General features: G+C 72.3%; 10 protein-coding genes. 5 read left to right on the top strand and 5 right to left on the bottom strand.

Going from position 1 to position 16,356, the window contains the following annotated elements; all coding sequences use genetic code 11:
- Nucleotides 1-39: 39 nt before the first annotated feature.
- Nucleotides 40-489, bottom strand: coding sequence for a MarR family winged helix-turn-helix transcriptional regulator (locus LG396_RS14260; protein WP_037751427.1), 450 nt, complete (start codon nucleotides 487-489; stop codon nucleotides 40-42).
- A 448-nt stretch (nucleotides 490-937) separates the two neighbouring features.
- On the opposite strand from LG396_RS14260, the gene LG396_RS14255 reads away from it, so the two are divergent.
- On the top strand, nucleotides 938-1,819 hold the full coding sequence (locus LG396_RS14255) for a lysozyme (RefSeq protein ID WP_018835123.1): 882 nt from the start codon (nucleotides 938-940) through the stop codon (nucleotides 1,817-1,819).
- A 71-nt stretch (nucleotides 1,820-1,890) separates the two neighbouring features.
- Here the strand turns inward: LG396_RS14255 and LG396_RS14250 are convergent, their stop codons facing one another.
- From LG396_RS14250 to lon, 3 genes are all read right to left on the bottom strand, one after another.
- Complete coding sequence (locus tag LG396_RS14250) at nucleotides 1,891-2,937, bottom strand: hypothetical protein (RefSeq protein WP_225795035.1); 1,047 nt, start codon at nucleotides 2,935-2,937, stop codon at nucleotides 1,891-1,893.
- Nucleotides 2,934-3,596, bottom strand: coding sequence for a hypothetical protein (locus LG396_RS14245; RefSeq protein WP_225795034.1), 663 nt, complete (start codon nucleotides 3,594-3,596; stop codon nucleotides 2,934-2,936). The genes LG396_RS14250 and LG396_RS14245 overlap by 4 nt, the downstream gene beginning before the upstream one ends.
- Before the next feature lie 167 nt (nucleotides 3,597-3,763).
- Nucleotides 3,764-6,196, bottom strand: coding sequence for an endopeptidase La (gene lon / locus LG396_RS14240; protein ID WP_225795033.1), 2,433 nt, complete (start codon nucleotides 6,194-6,196; stop codon nucleotides 3,764-3,766).
- 107 nt (nucleotides 6,197-6,303) lie between these two features.
- Between lon and LG396_RS14235 the strand changes: the two genes are divergently transcribed.
- The 4 genes from LG396_RS14235 to LG396_RS14220 all read left to right on the top strand — a co-directional run bounded on the left by LG396_RS14235 (nucleotide 6,304) and on the right by LG396_RS14220 (nucleotide 13,197).
- Complete coding sequence (locus tag LG396_RS14235) at nucleotides 6,304-7,053, top strand: spermidine synthase family protein (protein WP_225795032.1); 750 nt, start codon at nucleotides 6,304-6,306, stop codon at nucleotides 7,051-7,053.
- Between the two features lie 109 nt (nucleotides 7,054-7,162).
- Nucleotides 7,163-7,912, top strand: a complete 750-nt coding sequence (locus LG396_RS14230; RefSeq protein ID WP_018835118.1) for a response regulator transcription factor — start codon at nucleotides 7,163-7,165, stop codon at nucleotides 7,910-7,912.
- Nucleotides 7,909-9,039, top strand: coding sequence for a HAMP domain-containing sensor histidine kinase (locus LG396_RS14225; protein WP_018835117.1), 1,131 nt, complete (start codon nucleotides 7,909-7,911; stop codon nucleotides 9,037-9,039). The genes LG396_RS14230 and LG396_RS14225 overlap by 4 nt, the downstream gene beginning before the upstream one ends.
- Nucleotides 9,040-9,342: 303 nt before the next feature.
- Nucleotides 9,343-13,197, top strand: coding sequence for a multifunctional oxoglutarate decarboxylase/oxoglutarate dehydrogenase thiamine pyrophosphate-binding subunit/dihydrolipoyllysine-residue succinyltransferase subunit (locus tag LG396_RS14220; protein ID WP_225795031.1), 3,855 nt, complete (start codon nucleotides 9,343-9,345; stop codon nucleotides 13,195-13,197).
- A gap of 139 nt (nucleotides 13,198-13,336) precedes the next feature.
- Here LG396_RS14220 and fxsT read toward each other — a convergent pair whose 3' ends face one another.
- Nucleotides 13,337-16,291, bottom strand: a complete 2,955-nt coding sequence (gene fxsT, locus LG396_RS14215; protein WP_225795030.1) for an FxSxx-COOH system tetratricopeptide repeat protein — start codon at nucleotides 16,289-16,291, stop codon at nucleotides 13,337-13,339.
- Nucleotides 16,292-16,356 lie beyond the last annotated feature (65 nt).

Below are 16,356 nucleotides of genomic sequence, written 5' to 3'. Positions count from 1 at the left end.
CGGCCCCGCCGGGACCCCCGGCACCGGAGGCCTCGCCGGCTACGACTGACGCCGGCCGCCGCGGCCCGCGTTCAGCTCGTTGAACCGCCCCAGCAGCCGGGCGAGTTCCGCGACCTCGCCGAGGTCCCACCCCGCGAGCTGCTGGATGTACTCCGCATGCCGCACCCGCCGCACGCTCAGCATCCGCCGCCGCCCCTCGTCCGTCAGCCGCACGAGCGCCGCCCTGCCGTCGGCGGGGTCGGGCTCGCGGTCGACGAGGCCCAGCTCTTCGAGGGCGTGGAGCTGCCGGCTGACGGTCGCCTTGCCGATGTTGAAGTAGCCGGCGAGTTCGGTGGCGCGCCGCCCGCCCGCTTCCAGTTGGGCCAGCATCGCGTACGCGCCGGGTTCGAGCCCGGGGTCGACCTGGCGGGCCATGTCCGCCGCGATGCCGCGGGCCCGGCGGTAGAAGACCGCCAGCTCCCGCTCCAGATCGAGGAAGACGTGGTCCACACCATTTCCCTCGTCCGCCTGGTCGCCTCCGGGGATTTCGGCCTTGTGCACGTCAGGGGCCCTTCCGGCTTTCCACGGGCTGAAAGTTTTCTTCAGAAGCGACAGAAGCCGCAGCTCCCCCAGTATTTCGCAGGCGTAGACCAAAGGCACCTGCCGGGCCCTCTTTCGCTCCCGCGCGCGCAGCGCTTACCTTCGGCGCAGCACGTAGTGACATGGCCACACCAAGGGCCGGTCCAGGCCGCAGGCGTACGAGGACGGGCCACTGCCGCCCCGCCGCTCCCGCCGCACCGCACCCGCCGCACCCCCGAGCCGGCAGCACACATGCCCGGCACCTCCGCCCCCTCCGCCTACCGGCACCACCGGAGTCACGGCTTACCGGAACCACGGCACCACCGGTACCACCGGCAAAACCGGCACCACCGAGGAACCCCCACACCCGGAGGAACGCATGTCATCGCCAGTCCGCACCCGCTCGCGCCTCGGGCGCCGCTCCCTCGCCGCCGCCATCGCCACCGCGGCCACCTCGCTCTCCCTCGTCGTCGGCCTGACCAGCCCCGCCGCCGCGGCCGGCGACCGGCTCAACCCCAACCCCCGCGACCTGGAACGCGGCGAGGCGTACATGGGCGCCGGCATCCGCCTCCACGAAGGCACCGGCGCCCCCGCGGGATCCGCCGGCGCCGCCGGCCAGGAGGCCGGCCCGCTCGCGACCGTCGAGGGCGTCGACGTCTCCAGCCACCAGGGCAACGTCAACTGGTCCACGCTCTGGAACGCCGGCAACCGCTTCGCGTACGTCAAGGCCACCGAGGGCACGAGCTACAAGAACCCGTACTTCACCCAGCAGTACAACGGCTCGTACAACGTCGGGATGATCCGCGGCGCGTACCACTTCGCCCTCCCGAACGGCGCCAGCGGCGCCGCCCAGGCCGACTACTTCGCCAGCAACGGCGGCGGCTGGTCCCGCGACGGCAAGACCCTGCCGGGCGTGCTCGACATCGAGTACAACCCCTACGGCGCCACCTGCTACGGCCTCAGCCAGGCCTCCATGCGCAACTGGATCAGCTCGTTCCTCACCCGCTACCGCGAACGCACCGGCCGCTACGCGGTGATCTACACGAACACCAACTGGTGGACCCAGTGCACCGGCAACTACGGCGGCTACGCGGGCAACCACCCGCTGTGGATCGCCCGCTACGCCTCCTCGCCGGGCACCCTGCCGGCCGGCTGGGGCTTCTACACCTTCTGGCAGTACACCTCGACGGGCCCCACGGTCGGCGACCACAACAAGTTCAACGGCGCCTACGACCGCCTCCAGGCCCTGGCCAACGGCTGACACCGCAGCCGGCCCCGCCGACCCCCGCCGGTCCCTCCGGAGCTGCTCCTCCGGAGGGACCGGCGGCCGCGTCAGCGGACCACGGTCTGGATCTCCGCCACCGTCACGTCGTACGTCGTCTCGAAGACGCCGTCCGGCAGGTCGCCGCCCGTGCCGCCCGTGCCGGTCCAGTCGACCTCCCAGGTGATCGAGGCCTTCAGCGCGTACGAGCCGCCCGCGGCCTCGCTGGAGCGCCGGTACGTGATCCCGCACGCCGGCACCGCCCCGGCGTCCCCCCGCCGGTAGCGCTCGCCGACGCCGCCGTCACCGCCGATCGGGCACGCCCCGCCCTCGGGGTGCACCTCGGCGTCCTCCGTCCCGGGGTCGAGCCGCAGGCTGGTGGGCGTGGCGGTGGTCTCGGCCCACAGCCCGGTACCGGGCAACTCCGCCCGCACCGCGACCTCGTCGAAGACGGCGGACTCCTGCCAGATCCAGGTGGGCAGGTTCACCTTCAGCCGGTCGTCCGCGGGCTGCATCTCGATCTCGGTATCGGGCACCTTGACGGAGTCGTAGGCGTACTCGGCGAGCATCTCGGGGGTGATGGCCGTCGGCACGTCGGGCGCGGCACCGTCGTCCGCCCAGAACATCAACTGCTGGTCGCAGTCGCCGGCCTCGGTGTCGTCCTCCCGGTGGGGATTGCGCACGGCCCGCCACCACATGCCGTCGCCCTGCTTGTCGAGGTTGTAGTTCGCGGGATTCCCGCCGCCGCCGTCGCGGTAGTACTCGTGCATGAGGTCGGTGCCCCACCTCAGCCGGCTGGTGACCGGCACCAGGTTGTCGTTGTCGATCGCCTCGACCGCGTCCCGTAACTCCCGCGGGGTGGCCACCGGCTCATGCCAGCAGGCAGGCGGCGTCCAGGCCGTGTCCACCGCGGTGAGGGGCTGTCCCCCCTGGCCACCGCCCCCGGCCTGTCGGACGACGACCTGGGTGACGGTTGCGCTGATACGCCCGTCATCGGGCTTCGTATCGCCTTCCAGACCGATCCCCGGCGGATCCGGGTCGGCGAACGCCACTGGGGCGCAGGGTAAGAGCAGCAGTGCCGCGGCCACCCCGAAGGTGGTCAGCCTGCGGGTGTTCATTGCGATAAACCTCCTGCGTCACACGCGTCCCGGTTGTTGGAGACGTCGGCCGTCTGCCACTTGCCGTCGTCGTTCTTCTGGAGCGTGGTGCTGTACTCGACGTACTCGTACGGATCCGGCTGCGCCAGCACCTCGCCGCTCTCGCGGTCCTTCTGGTCCGCCGCGCGCTCGTCGGAGCAGAAGCGCAGCGTGGCCGTGATGCCGTTGCCGGCGACCCGGACCTCCGGGTCGAAGAAGCGGAAGGTGCCCGCCACGGTGGCCCCGGCGTCCTTGAACTCGCCGATCCAGTCCTGCAGGGAGGTCCAGGCTCCCGTGCCCTTCATGTTGTAGAGGGCGATGAACTCGGTGTTCGGGTCCGGCGGGTTCCGCGTGATGGCCTCGTACGTCGCCCGCTGACGCTGCGCGCCGGAGTCGAGCACCGCCTGCTCCTCCGGGTCGTCCGACTCCCAGTCCTCGAAGACGAGTTCCACGCTCCCCGGCAGCTCGATCTCCGGCCCGTCCGCGGGCGGCGCCGGCGACGACTGCGCCGGGCTGCTCTTCCGCGCGCCCTCGACCTTGTCGTCCGACGGCGGCGAGTCGTCACCCCCGCACGCGGTGACAAGCAGGGTCGCGGCGGCCAGTGCCGCGAGAGTGGTGGCTGAGCGGTATTGGCGGACCACGATCGACTCCTGTAACGAATCGGGTGCGTTGAGTGACAGGACGCTACCAACGCCCGGCCAGTTCCGGCACCGGTCCCGCGGCGCCGCACGCGCACGCCGAACGGCCCCTCCCGGGTGGGTGGTCGGGAGGGGCCGTGTCCGTGGGGACGGGGGTGGGCGGTGCCGCGTCAGGCGGCTACGGGGACCTCCGGGTCCGCCGCCGGCGCTGCGGCGGCCGCCGGGGTCAGCGCCAGTTCCAGGACCTGGCGGACGTCGGAGACCGGGTGGACCTCCAGCTTCTCCAGGACCTCCGCCGGCACGTCGTCCAGGTCGGGCTCGTTCCGCTTCGGGATGACCACCGTGGTGACCCCCGACCGGTGCGCCGCCAGCAGCTTCTGCTTCACGCCGCCGATCGGCAGCACCCGGCCCGTCAGCGACACCTCACCGGTCATCGCCACGTCGGTGCGCACCTGCCGTCCGCTCAGCAGGGACGCCAGCGCCGTCGTCATCGTGATGCCCGCGCTCGGCCCGTCCTTCGGGACCGCGCCCGCCGGCACGTGCAGGTGGATGCCCCGGTCCTTCAGGTCGGCCACCGGCAGTTCCAGCTCCGCGCCGCGCGAGCGCAGGAAGGAGAGCGCGATGTGCGCCGACTCCTTCATCACGTCGCCCAGCTGCCCCGTCAGGGTCAGCCCGGACGCGCCCGACTCGGGGTCGGCCAGCGACGCCTCGATGTACAGCACGTCGCCGCCGGCGCCCGTCACCGCCAGGCCCGTCGCCACGCCCGGGACCGCCGTGCGGCGCTCCGCGGGGTCGGTGGCGGACTCCGGGGTGTGGTGCGGGCGGCCGATCAGCGGGCGGAGTGCGTCGGCCCCGACCGCGTACGGCAGCTTCGCGTCGCCCAGTTCGTGCTGCGCCGCGATCTTGCGGAGCAGCCGGGCCAGGGCGCGCTCCAGGTTCCGTACGCCCGCCTCGCGGGTGTACTCGCCCGCGAGCTTGCGCAGCGCGTCGTCCTCGACGGCGACCTCGCCGGCCTCCAGACCCGCGCGCTCCAGCTGCCGCGGCAGCAGGTGGTCGCGGGCGATGGTGACCTTCTCGTCCTCGGTGTAGCCGTCGAGGCGGACCAGCTCCATGCGGTCCAGCAGCGCCTCGGGGATGGCTTCGAGGACGTTCGCGGTGGCGAGGAAGACGACGTCGGACAGGTCCAGCTCGACTTCCAGGTAGTGGTCGCGGAACGTGTGGTTCTGCGCCGGGTCCAGGACCTCCAGCAGGGCCGCGGCGGGGTCGCCGCGGAAGTCGGAGCCGACCTTGTCGATCTCGTCGAGCAGCACGACCGGGTTCATCGACCCGGCCTCCTTGATGGCCCGTACGACCCGGCCCGGCAGCGCGCCGACGTACGTACGCCGGTGGCCGCGGATCTCCGCCTCGTCCCGGACGCCGCCGAGCGCGACCCGGACGAACTTGCGCCCCATGGCCCGCGCCACGGACTCGCCCAGCGACGTCTTGCCGACACCGGGCGGGCCGACGAGCGCGAGCACCGCGCCGCCGCGCCGGCCGCCCACGAGGCCCAGGCCCCGGTCGGCGCGGCGCTTGCGCACCGCCAGGTACTCGGTGATGCGCTCCTTGACGTCCTCCAGGCCCGCGTGGTCGGCGTCCAGGATCTCCTTGGCGCCGGCGATGTCGTACGCGTCCTGGGTGCGCTCGCTCCACGGCATCTCCAGGACCGTGTCGAGCCACGTCCTGATCCAGCCGCCCTCGGGCGAGGCGTCGGAGCTGCGCTCCAGCTTGTCGACCTCCTTCAGGGCCGCTTCGCGGACCTTCTCGGGCAGGTCGGCGGCCTCCACCCGGGCGCGGTAGTCGTCGGACTCCTCGCCGTCGGGCTCGCCGTTCAGCTCGCGCAGCTCCTTGCGCACGGCCTCCAGCTGGCGCCGCAGCAGGAACTCGCGCTGCTGCTTGTCGACGCCCTCCTGGACGTCCTTGGCGATGGACTCGGCGACGTCCTGCTCCGCCAGGTGCTCCTTCAGCCACTGCGTGGCCAGCCTGAGCCGGGCCACCGGGTCGGCGGTCTCCAGCAGCTCCACGCGCTGCTCCGTGCTGAGGAACGGCGAGTAGCCGGAGTTGTCGGCGAGCTGGCCGACGTCGTCGATCTGCTGCACGCGGTCCACGACCTGCCAGGCGCCGCGCTTGCGCAGCCAGTCGGTCGCGACCGCCTTGTACTCCTTCATCAGCTCCGCGACCGCGCCGGGAACGGGGTCGGGTACGGACTCCTCGATCTCCGTGCCCTCCACCCACAGCGCCGCCCCGGGGCCGGTGGTGCCGGCGCCGATGCGGATCCGGGCGACGCCGCGGATCAGCGCACCGGGGTCGCCGTCGGCCAGCCGGCCGACCTGCTCGACACGGCCGAGGACACCGGTGCCCACGTACGTGCCGTCGACCCGCGGGACGAGCAGCACCCTGGGCTTGTGCCCGCTGTCGCGCGCCGCGGCCTGCGCGGCCTCGACCGCGGCCCGCACCTCGCGGTCCGAGAGGTCGAGCGGCACGACCATGCCGGGGAGCACGACCTCGTCATCGAGCGGCAGGACGGGCAGGGCCAGCGGCGTATTCGAGCCGGACTCAGTAGCCATTGATCTCCCCTTCGGCATGCAAGTTGAGTTACGTGGGCTCAACCCCAGGGGGAGCCCTGATGTTCCCGGCCGTCCGTTCGCTGTCAGCGATCGGGCAGGATGGGGCCATGAGCAGCGAGAACGACGCGGCGCGCGCCGTGACGGTCGACCGCAGGTCCGGCCCGTACGGGGAGGTCGTGCTGCGCCGCCGCGGCGCGCACCACGAGATCATCGCGAACGGCGTCTTCCTCATGGACACCTCCGACGGCCGCTCGGAGCGGCTGCTGATCCGGGCCGCGGCGAAGGCGCTGGACCCGGCGGCGACGGCGCCCGCGGTCCTCGTCGGCGGGCTCGGCGTGGGCTTCTCCCTCGCCGAGGCGGCGGCGGACCCGCGCTGGGGGCGGATCACGGTGGTCGAGCGCGAACCGGCGGTCATCGAGTGGCACACGGGCTCCGCGCCCGAGGCGCGTACAACGGACCCGGGGGCCGGCGCGGCGACGGAGAACCACCTCGCATACCTCAGCGGCGCCGCCCTCGCCGACCCCCGCGTCGAACTCGTCGAGGCCGACCTCCTCGACCACCTCGCCACCGCCCCGCACCGCTACGACGCCGTCTGCCTCGACATCGACAACGGCCCCGACTGGACCGTCACCGAGTCCAACGACGGCCTCTATGCCCCCGCCGGCCTCGCGGCCTGCCGCGACCGCCTCACCCCCGGCGGCGTCCTCGCCGTCTGGTCCGCCCGCCCCTCCCCCGCCTTCGAGGCCGCCCTCCGCTCGGCCGGCTTCACGGACGTACGCACGGAGGAGATCCCGGTGCCCCGCGGCGTACCGGACGCCGTGCACCTCGCCGTCCGCCCACCGGACACCGCACCCTGACCGCCGCCGAGGGCTCCCCGTTCCCCGTAGCCGAGGCGTGTCACCTCCCCATACGCTGCTAGCTGAACCGGAGGGCCTACGGGGAAGAGACGGCGAGGGCCACGAACACATGGCAGACAGACAAGCCCTGAACGGCCGCGCCGACCACGCGGCCGCAGTGACGCCCGGCGCCCAGCGCAGGGTGCTGGTCGTCGAGGACGACCCGACCATCGGGCAGGCGATATCGGCGCGGCTGCGCGCCGAGGGCTTCCAGGTGCGTACGGCAGCAGACGGCCCGGCCGCGGTGGCCATCGCGGCGGAGTGGGGGCCCGACCTGCTCGTGCTCGACGTGATGCTGCCCGGCTTCGACGGGCTGGAGGTGTGCCGCCGGGTGCAGGCCCAGCGGCTCGTGCCGGTGCTGATGCTGACCGCGCGGGACGACGAGACGGACATGCTCGTCGGCCTCGGCGTCGGCGCCGACGACTACATGACCAAGCCCTTCTCCATGCGCGAGCTGGCCGCGCGGGTGCACGTGCTGCTGCGCCGCGTGGAGCGCGCCACGCAGGCGGCGGGCGCCGCCCGGGACGACACGCTGCGCCTGGGCGAGCTGGAGATCGACCACACCGAGCGGCGGGTGCGGGTCGGCGGGGACGACGTGCATCTGACGCCGACGGAGTTCGAGCTGCTGGCGTGTCTGGCCAACCAGCCGCGGGCGGTGCTCTCCCGCGAGCAGCTCCTGGTGGAGGTCTGGGAGTGGGAGGACGCCTCCGGGACGCGGACGGTCGACAGCCACATCAAGGCGCTGCGCCGCAAGATAGGCGCGGAGCGGATCCGCACGGTGCACGGCGTCGGGTACGCGCTGGAGACCCCCGTCACATGACGGTGCCGGACGGCGGCGGGGAGCCCGGCTTCTGGCGCCGGGTGTGGGACGCGCTGCGCCCGCTGGACCCGGTGCGGTCGGTGAACGCGGCGCTCGGCGCCCTGGTCATCGGCTCGGTGGTGATCGCCACCGGGCTGGTGTGGGTGGCGATCCGCTCGTCCACCGAGGTCCGGCTGATCACGGTCTTCTCGCTCATCGCCTCGCTGCTGATCACCCAGTTCGTGGGCCAGCGGCTGACGTCGCCGCTGGTGCAGATGACGGCGGTCACCCGCGCCATGGCGCACGGCGACTACACCGCACGGCTGGCCACCCGCCGCCGGGACGAGTTCGGCGAGCTGGCGCAGACGTTCAACCGCATGGCGGCCGACCTGCAGTCCGTCGACCGGCACCGCAAGGAGCTGGTGGCCAACGTCTCGCACGAGCTGCGCACCCCGATCGCCGCCCTGCGGGCGGTGCTGGAGAACGTGGTGGACGGCGTCTCCGAGGCGGACCCGGACACCATGCGCACCGCGCTGCGCCAGACCGAGCGGCTGGGCCGGCTGGTGGAGCAGCTCCTCGACCTGTCGCGGATCGACAGCGGGGTGGTGCCGCTGCGGCTGCGCCGGTTCGCGGTGGAGCCGTACCTCGCGGGCGTGCTGAAGGAGGCGCACTTCGGCAGCGGCGCCCACGGCGCGGCCGGCGCCCCGGAGGCCGCCGGCGACGTCCCCGGCCCCCGCGGGCGCGGCGACGTCCGGCTGCACCTGGACGTCTGGCCGGCCGAGCTGGCCGTACGGGCCGACCCCGAGCGGCTGCACCAGGTGATGGCGAACCTGATCGACAACGCCGTGAAGCACAGCCCGACCGGCGGCCGGGTCACCGTGCGCGCCCGCGCCGGGGCGCAGCAGGACGCGCTGGAGGTGGAGGTGCTCGACGAGGGCCCCGGCATCCCCGCCGCCGAGCGGCACCGGGTCTTCGAGCGCTTCAACCGCGGCCGGGAGAACGGGGTGCTCGGCGACCACGGGGCGGACGGCGGCGGCACCGGCCTCGGGCTGGCCATCGCGCGCTGGGCGGTGGATCTGCACGGGGGCCGGATCGGAGTGGCCGAATCACCCCGTGGCTGCCGGATCAAGCTCACTCTTCCGGGTTAACGCTCGTTCGGCATTTGACCTACACTTGACCTTGGCCGAACGCGGGAACGCCCCTGCAACGGCGGCAGAGCAGCCGGTGAACGGCCCGGTACGAGGACGGGACGCGGCGCCACCGCCCTGATGCCCCCATGCCGAACGCAGGCAAACTTTCTTGATTTCCCGCCAAATCCGGGGTCCAAACCACGTTCGCATTGTGACTTACGCGACCTCCGGCGGGTGCGGCCTGCACGTTCCAGCTCGGGGGGCGTAGCCTTGTTTTCCGCTGTCCATCACCTTGTGAAGCGGAAGAGGGCGGTTGCCGCCGTGTCGTCACAGTCCCCTAAGAGCAGCTCGTCGAGCGTCCGTACCGAAGAGCCCAGCCAGGGCCGGGACCCTGCTGCCGCCTTCGGTCCCAACGAGTGGCTCGTCGACGAGATCTACCAGCAGTACCTCCAGGACCCGAACTCTGTGGACCGGGCCTGGTGGGACTTCTTCGCCGACTACAAGCCGGGCACCGCCGGCGCGAACCAGGGGGCACCGACGCAGGCGGCGCAGCCCGCGGCCGCCGCGCCACCGGCGCCCGCGGCCCAGGCCGCCCCGGTCGCGGCGCCGGCCCCGGCCGCGCCGCCGCAGCAGGCCCCCGCGCCCGCCGCGCCGCCGGCCGTCGACGGCAAGCCCGTCGCGCAGCCGCCGGCCAGGCCCGCGGCAGCGGCGCCCGCCCCGCCGGCGGCGGAGCCGGCCGCGAAGCAGGCCGCGGCCGAGCTCGCCACGAAGCAGGCCGCCAAGCCCGCCGCCGCGGCACCCGAGGGCCCCGAGCTGATCACCCTCCGGGGCCCCGCCGCGGCCGTCGCCAAGAACATGAACGCCTCGCTGGAGCTGCCGACGGCCACGTCCGTCCGCGCGGTCCCGGTGAAGCTGCTGTTCGACAACCGCATCGTCATCAACAACCACCTGAAGCGCGCCCGTGGCGGGAAGGTCTCCTTCACCCACCTCATCGGGTACGCGATGGTCCAGGCGATGAAGCTGATGCCGTCGATGAACCACTCCTTCGCGGAGAAGGACGGCAAGCCGACGCTGGTCAAGCCCGAGCACGTCAACCTGGGCCTGGCCATCGACCTGGTCAAGCCGAACGGCGACCGCCAGCTCGTCGTCGCGGCCATCAGGAAGGCCGAGACGCTCAACTTCTTCGAGTTCTGGCAGGCGTACGAGGACATCGTCCGCCGCGCCCGGGCCAACAAGCTCACCATGGACGACTTCACCGGGGTGACGTGCTCGCTCACCAACCCCGGCGGCATCGGCACCGTCCACTCCGTGCCGCGGCTGATGCCCGGCCAGTCCATGATCCTCGGCGTCGGCGCGATGGACTACCCCGCCGAGTTCCAGGGCACCTCCCAGGACACGCTGAACAAGCTGGGCGTCTCCAAGGTCATGACGCTCACGTCGACGTACGACCACCGCGTGATCCAGGGCGCCGCCTCCGGCGAGTTCCTGCGGATCATGAACCAGCTGCTGCTGGGCGAGAACGACTTCTTCGACGAGGTCTTCAAGTCCCTGCGCATCCCGTACGAGCCGGTCCGCTGGCTGCGCGACATCGACGCCAGCCACGACGACGACGTCACCAAGGCCGCCCGGGTCTTCGACCTGATCCACTCCTACCGGGTCCGCGGCCACGTGATGGCCGACACCGACCCGCTGGAGTACAAGCAGCGCAAGCACCCCGACCTCGACGTCAACGAGCACGGCCTGACGCTCTGGGACCTGGAGCGGGAGTTCGCCGTCGGCGGCTTCGCCGGCAAGGCGATGATGAAGCTGCGCGACATCCTCGGCGTCCTGCGGGACTCGTACTGCCGCACCACCGGCATCGAGTACATGCACATCCAGGATCCGAAGGAGCGCAAGTGGATCCAGGAGCGCGTGGAGCGCCCGCATGACACCCCGGAGCGCGAGGAGCAGCTGCGCATCCTGCGCCGGCTGAACGCCGCGGAGGCGTTCGAGACGTTCCTGCAGACGAAGTACGTCGGCCAGAAGCGCTTCTCGCTGGAGGGCGGCGAGTCCGTCATCCCGCTGCTGGACGCGGTCATCGACGCCGCCGCCGAGTCCCGCCTCGACGAGGTCGTCATCGGCATGGCGCACCGCGGCCGGCTCAACGTGCTGGCGAACATCGTCGGCAAGTCGTACGCGCAGATCTTCCGCGAGTTCGAGGGCAATCTCGACCCGAAGTCGATGCACGGCTCCGGCGACGTGAAGTACCACCTGGGCACGGAGGGCACCTTCACCGGCCTGGACGGCGAGCAGATCAAGGTCTCGCTCACCGCCAACCCCTCCCACCTGGAGGCCGTCGACCCGGTGCTGGAGGGCGTCGTCCGCGCCAAGCAGGACATCATCGGCAAGGGCGGCACGGACTTCACCGTGCTGCCGCTGGCGCTGCACGGCGACGCCGCGTTCGCCGGCCAGGGTGTGGTGGCCGAGACGCTCAACATGTCGCAGCTGCGCGGCTACCGCTGCGGCGGCACCGTGCACGTCGTCATCAACAACCAGGTCGGCTTCACCGCCCCGCCGGAGTCCGCGCGTTCCTCGATGTACGCCACGGACGTGGCCCGCATGATCGAGGCGCCGATCTTCCACGTCAACGGCGACGACCCCGAGGCCGTCGTCCGCGTCGCGCGGCTGGCCTTCGAGTACCGCCAGGCGTTCAACAAGGACGTGGTCATCGACCTCATCTGCTACCGCCGCCGCGGGCACAACGAGGGCGACAACCCGCGCTTCACCAACCCGCAGATGGTCGAGCTGATCGACAAGAAGCGCTCGGTGCGCAAGCTCTACACCGAGTCCCTCATCGGCCGCGGCGACATCACCATGGAAGAGGCCGAGCAGGCCCTCCAGGACTTCCAGGGCCAGCTGGAGAAGGTCTTCACCGAGGTGCGGGACGCCACCGAGACGCCCGCGGCGGCCGAGGTGCCGCCGCACGCGCTGCCCGGCTTCCCGGTGGCCGTGGACACGGCCGTCTCCGAGGAGGTCGTCAAGCGGATCGCCGACTCCCAGGTCAGCCTCCCCGACCAGGTCTCGGTGCACCCGCGGCTGCTGCCGCAGCTCCAGCGCCGGGTGGCGATGGTCGAAGAGGGCACGATCGACTGGGGCACGGGCGAGACGCTCGCGTTCGGGTCGCTGCTGATGGAGGGCACCCCGGTCCGGCTCGCCGGCCAGGACTCCCGCCGCGGCACGTTCGGCCAGCGGCACGCGGTCCTCGTCGACCAGAAGACCGGCGAGGACTACACCCCGCTGAACTACCTCGCCCCGGACCAGGCCCGCTACAACGTCTACGACTCGCTGCTGAGCGAGTACGCGGCGATGGGCTTCGAGTACGGCTACTCGCTGGCCCGCCCGGACTCCCTGGTGCTGTGGGAGGCCCAGTTCGGCGACTTCGTCAACGGCGCGCAGACCGTCGTCGACGAGTTCATCTCCTCCGCCGAGCAGAAGTGGGGCCAGTCCTCCGGCGTCGTGCTGCTGCTGCCGCACGGCTACGAGGGCCAGGGCCCGGACCACTCCTCGGCCCGTATCGAGCGGTTCCTGCAGCTCTCCGCGCAGAACAACATGACCGTCGCGATGCCCACCCTGCCGTCGAACTACTTCCACCTGCTGCGCTGGCAGGTCCACAACCCGCACCACAAGCCGCTGGTGGTCTTCACCCCGAAGTCCATGCTGCGGCTGAAGGCCGCGTCGTCGCGGACGGACGAGTTCACCTCGGGCGGCTTCCGGCCGGTCATCGGCGACGACTCCGTCGACCCGGCCGCGGTCCGCAAGGTCGTCTTCTGCTCCGGCAAGGTCTACTACGACCTCGACGCCGAGCGGCAGAAGCGCGGCGCCACGGACACGGCGATCGTCCGGCTGGAGCGGCTCTACCCGCTGCCCGGCGCGGAGATCCAGGCGGAGCTGGCGCGCTACAGCGGCGCTGCGACGTTCGTCTGGGCCCAGGAGGAGCCGGCCAACCAGGGCGCGTGGCCGTTCATCGCGCTCAACCTGGTCGACCACCTGGACCTGATCATCGGCTCCGGGCCGGTGCCGAACGCCGACCGGCTGCGCCGGGTCTCGCGCCCGTCGTCGTCCTCGCCGGCGGTCGGCTCCGCCAAGCGCCACCAGTCGGAGCACGCCCAGCTGATGGCCGAGGTCTTCGACCTCTGAGCCCTCGCGGGGTACGGGCCGGCCCGTACCCCGCACCACGGGCCGCACGCAGGAACGAGGAGGGGCCCCGCGCGAGCGCGGGGCCCCTCCTCGTCGTTCTCCTCGTGTCGCGTACGGGCCCGGAGCCCCGCGCCGCGCGCTACGTCGGCTGCGGCTCGAAGTCCCAGTACGGGCGCTCCCGGCGGCGCGACGCGAGGGTGTGCGGGTGGTCGGCGCCCAGCGTGTCGCTGAGGACCTGCATCGCCTCCCGCTCCACCTTCTTCGCCTCCTGCGACCGGCGCTGCGAGCGCAGGTCGTCCGCGAGCGCCATCATCGCCGACAGCGCCATGGGGTGCCGGGGGCCGAGCACTTCCCTGACGGTGTCGAGCGTCTGCCGGCTCAGCTCCTCGGCGTGGTCCAGGGCTTCCAGCCGGTTGCGGGTGGCGGCCGCGTTCAGCGCGCAGCCCAGCGTCCACGGGTGCGCGGGCCCGACGGCGGCGGTCATGCGGGTCAGCGCCAGCTCCGCGATCTCGGACGCCTCCTGCCAGTCCCCCGTGGGCCACAGGGCGAGCCCGACGCTGCCGAGGGTGCCGGCGGTGTACGGGTGCTGCTCGCCGAGCATCGCCTCGTACCGCCGGTTGACCGACTCGGCCAGCTCCCGGGCCCGGTGCAGGTCGCGGTGCTCGCGCAGGAAGGTGGCGTAGTCGGCCTCGACCATCAGGGTCTCGGGGTGCCGGGGGCCCTGGACCTGCGTGAACCGCTGGACCACGGACTCCATGAGGGCGTCGGCCTCGGTGAGCTGGCCCAGCCGGCGCAGGCACAGGGCAAGGTTGTGCTCGGCCCGGAGGGTCTGCGGGTTCTGCTCACCCATGACCTGCCGCAGCAGCGCGGCGTTGCGCTGCTGCCGGGAGTGGGCCTCCTCGTAGCGGCCGAGGAGGCGGAGCATCCAGGCGTAGCGGGTGCCAGAGGCCATGGTCTGGTGGTGGCGCGTACGCAGCCGCCGCTCCCGGTCGACGAGGACGTCGCGGTGGATCTCCATCGCCTCCTGGTACCGGCCGAGCAGTGCGAGGGCGAAGGCGATGTTGCTTCGCAGCGACATCGTACGTGGGTCGTCGGTGCCGAGGAGGTCGGCGTACTTCTGCCTGACATCGTCGAAGATCTCGCGCGCCGCCTGGTACTCGCCAAGGCCCAGCAGCGCCCCTCCCAGGCCGTTTCTGGCCATCAGCAGTTCGGGGTCCTCCGCGTCCCGCACGGGGCTCAGCACGTCCACCAGCCGGCGGCCGACGGCCTCGGACTCGCGGAAGCGGCCGAGGTTGCGCAGCGCGTCGGCGTGCCGGTGCACCAGGGTGATCATCGAGCTGTGCGTGGGGTCGAGCCGGATGTTCCAAGGTGCGAGAGTGCGCTCGCACATCGTCAGGGAAGCCCGGTACTCGCCGCGCTGGCGCAGGTAGTCGATGCAGTGCAGGACCAGCTCCTGCACTGCCGGGTCGGCACTTTCCATCGCGCCGGCCGGCTCCAGGTGCGGCAACAGCTCGGCGTACCTCCCCCACTCCCGGGTGTCCTCGGGACGGCGGGGGTCGGCCGCGGCGAGGATCCGGCAGGCGGTCGCCGACTTGGCCTCCCGCTCGTCCTCGGGGAGGTCGCTCCGCAGGAAGCGATGGTACAGGCGGTGCATATGGACCTTCTCGACCTCGGTCTCCGGCGAAGGGTCGGTGAGGTAGTCGATGGTGACTGCGGTGGACTCCGACAGCCTGCGCAGGGCGGAGTGCCAGCTGATGGGGTCGTTCGCCAGCTCCGCCAGATACGGCGGCAGCTGGTCGCTGCGCTCGACGATCCGGGACACGGGGATGTTGTCCGGGGAGAAGCACGCGAGCAGGTTGAGCATCGCGGCCGCCGCCGGGGCCTTCTCCCGCATCCCGTTCAGCGTTATCGACCAGCTGGTCAGGAAGCCCATCGGGTAGTCGGAGCCGATGCTGATGCCGACCTTGCCGGGCTCCTTGTCGCGCAGCAGCGCGATGTACTCGGCCGGCGCCATCGTGCTGGAGTCGAGCCACGCGGCGGTCTGGCTCAGCACCAGCGGCAGGTCCTGCACCGCCTCGGCCAGCCCGTCCGCGTCCTCCTCGGAGAGCCGGGGGGCGCGGCGGCGGGCGAAGGCGACGCTCTCCTCCCGGGAGAAGTGCGGGACCTCGATCTCCCGGGCGCCGCCGCTGACGGCCCAGTCCCGGGTGCGGGTCGTGATGAGCACGTGCCCCTCGCCCTCGGGGATGATGTCGTCGATCAGCTCCATCTCGTCGGCGCTGTCGAAGACCACCAGCCAGCGGCGGTACGGGCGGCCGGAGCGCAGCGCCTCGCGGACCCGGCGGAGCCGGTCGCCGATGTTGCTGCCGACCGGCAGGTTCAGCCGTACGGAGAGGTCGGCGAGCTGCTCGCGGGCTGTCATCCGGTAGCTGGCGTTGACGAACCAGACGACGTCGTAGTCGTTGCCGAACCGGTGCGTGTACTCGACGGCGATCTGGCTCTTGCCGACGCCGGAGATGCCGGACAGCGCGATCCTGGCGCCCTGGCCCGCGGAGGACAGCGTGCCGTGCAGCTCTTCCAGGATGTCGTCGCGGCCGGTGAACCGGTAGTTGCGGCGGGGGGTGTTGAAGACCACCGGCGGGTCGTTGGGGAACCGCGGGGCCCGCTCCGGCTCGCGGTCCGGGCGCACCGGGGTGTCCGGGTCGATGCCGAGCCGGGTCAGGACGCGGCGCCGGGCTTCGACGGTGCCCAGGTCGCGGAGGTCGACGGGCGCGAGCGCCGCCGCGGCGACCGGCATGTCGGTGGCCACGCTGGCGGCGGCGAACCGCTGCCCGTGCTGCGGGATGATCGTCCGGAGGGCTTCGTTCCACTCGTCCGCCTCACGCGGACCGAGGCCGAAGAACCAGTCGTCGAGCACCAGCAGGATCCGGTCGGGCGCCTCCAATAACCCCGACAGCTCGTCGACCAGCGGCCGGCCCGGCACGGGGCTCCAGCGCAGCATCGAGGTGGGGTGTCCGAGCAGCTCCAGCTGGTGGGCGATCCAAGCCGCCCAGGGGCGGTTGAAGCCCGCGTAACTGATGCTGATGGGTTCGGCCATTCGACCGTCTCCCTCCAGTGTCGAGGCGAGTCGCCCTGGGCCTCCGAGGCCCACTATGCGGTCGA

It is taken from the genome of Streptomyces aculeolatus (assembly GCF_020400605.1).
GTDB lineage: Bacteria > Actinomycetota > Actinomycetes > Streptomycetales > Streptomycetaceae > Streptomyces > Streptomyces aculeolatus.
The sequence above is the reverse complement of the archived record's forward strand: the minus strand, read 5'-3'. Positions and strand labels throughout refer to the sequence as shown.

Excerpts from the sequence above, each read along its gene's own strand:
- LG396_RS14255 (WP_018835123.1), top strand. The coding sequence starts at position 938 with ATGTCATCGCCAGTCCGCACCCGCTCGCGCCTCGGGCGCCGCTCCCTC.
- LG396_RS14250 (WP_225795035.1), bottom strand. The coding sequence starts at position 2,937 with ATGAACACCCGCAGGCTGACCACCTTCGGGGTGGCCGCGGCACTGCTG.
- lon (WP_225795033.1), bottom strand. The coding sequence starts at position 6,196 with ATGGCTACTGAGTCCGGCTCGAATACGCCGCTGGCCCTGCCCGTCCTG.
- LG396_RS14235 (WP_225795032.1), top strand. The coding sequence starts at position 6,304 with ATGAGCAGCGAGAACGACGCGGCGCGCGCCGTGACGGTCGACCGCAGG.
- LG396_RS14230 (WP_018835118.1), top strand. The coding sequence starts at position 7,163 with ATGGCAGACAGACAAGCCCTGAACGGCCGCGCCGACCACGCGGCCGCA.
- LG396_RS14225 (WP_018835117.1), top strand. The coding sequence starts at position 7,909 with ATGACGGTGCCGGACGGCGGCGGGGAGCCCGGCTTCTGGCGCCGGGTG.
- fxsT (WP_225795030.1), bottom strand. The coding sequence starts at position 16,291 with ATGGCCGAACCCATCAGCATCAGTTACGCGGGCTTCAACCGCCCCTGG.